The 924-nt window shown below is 51.3% G+C and carries 1 protein-coding gene; it reads left to right on the top strand.

What is annotated here, in order from left to right; translation table 11 throughout:
* Positions 1-484 precede the first annotated feature (484 nt).
* Positions 485-924 (top strand): division/cell wall cluster transcriptional repressor MraZ (mraZ, locus tag HT737_RS30280; RefSeq protein WP_182404660.1); only part of this gene is annotated, 440 nt, incomplete at its 3' end.

Below are 924 nucleotides of genomic sequence, written 5' to 3'. Positions count from 1 at the left end.
AGGTTGCTAAAGATGTCCAGTGATGGCCATCGTAGACGAATGACTGTTCAAGACAGAACCCGGCTTACAGATCGACTCTCCACCTTTTTCTTTCCCTGCTTGAATCAATGGCATCAGGGCTGGTTATTATCGGCAGGCCTGCGCTAAAGTCCGGCAGCGGCAAATGCAGTAATAGCCATTTCCCACCTTGCTTCAATCAACAGCAGAAGCGCTTTTGTAATACCGAAAAAATCTTACTCTTAACAAATCACTTTAACTTCCGAGCGCAGCTTTCAGTGCTGCATCAAGTTATTAGTCAAAAGTATCCGCCAAATTGTCGTTGCCCCTCCTTTTAAGCTCCTAAATCTCCGTTCTGTAAGGGTTTTCCTTTAATCCGCGCCTTGACGGTGTGGTGGGCGCATTCCTATAGTGTGCGCAAGTGGCGGAAAGTGGCATGAAGTGGGTTTTTTGAGCTCAAAACGATAAAAATTGGAGAAACGCTGACGTGTTTCGCGGAGCTAACGCTATCAGTCTCGATGCTAAGGGCCGTCTCGCCATGCCGAGCCGGTACCGTGACGAGCTCGTTTCGCGTAGTTCCGGCCAGTTGATCGTGACCATTGATGCCGTTGATCCGTGCCTGTGTGTCTACCCGCTCGACGAGTGGGAAATTATTGAAACCAAGTTGCGTGCACTCCCTTCGCTGCGCGAAGAGAACCGTCGCCTGCAGCGTTTATTGATTGGTAATGCCGTCGACCTCGAGCTCGATGGCAGTGGTCGTTTTCTGGTTCCACCGCGTCTGCGCGAATACGCCAAGCTTGATAAGAAAGCGATGCTGGTGGGCCAACTGAACAAGTTCCAATTGTGGGACGAGGATGCATGGAACGCGGTGTCTGCCGCTGACCTTGCTGCTATTCAACAACCGGGCGCCATGCCTGACGAACTGCG

Source organism: Pseudomonas sp. MD195_PC81_125 (assembly GCF_014060985.1).
GTDB classification, from domain to species: domain Bacteria; phylum Pseudomonadota; class Gammaproteobacteria; order Pseudomonadales; family Pseudomonadaceae; genus Aquipseudomonas; species Aquipseudomonas parakoreensis.
This window is presented reverse-complemented; position numbering and strand designations above follow the sequence as displayed.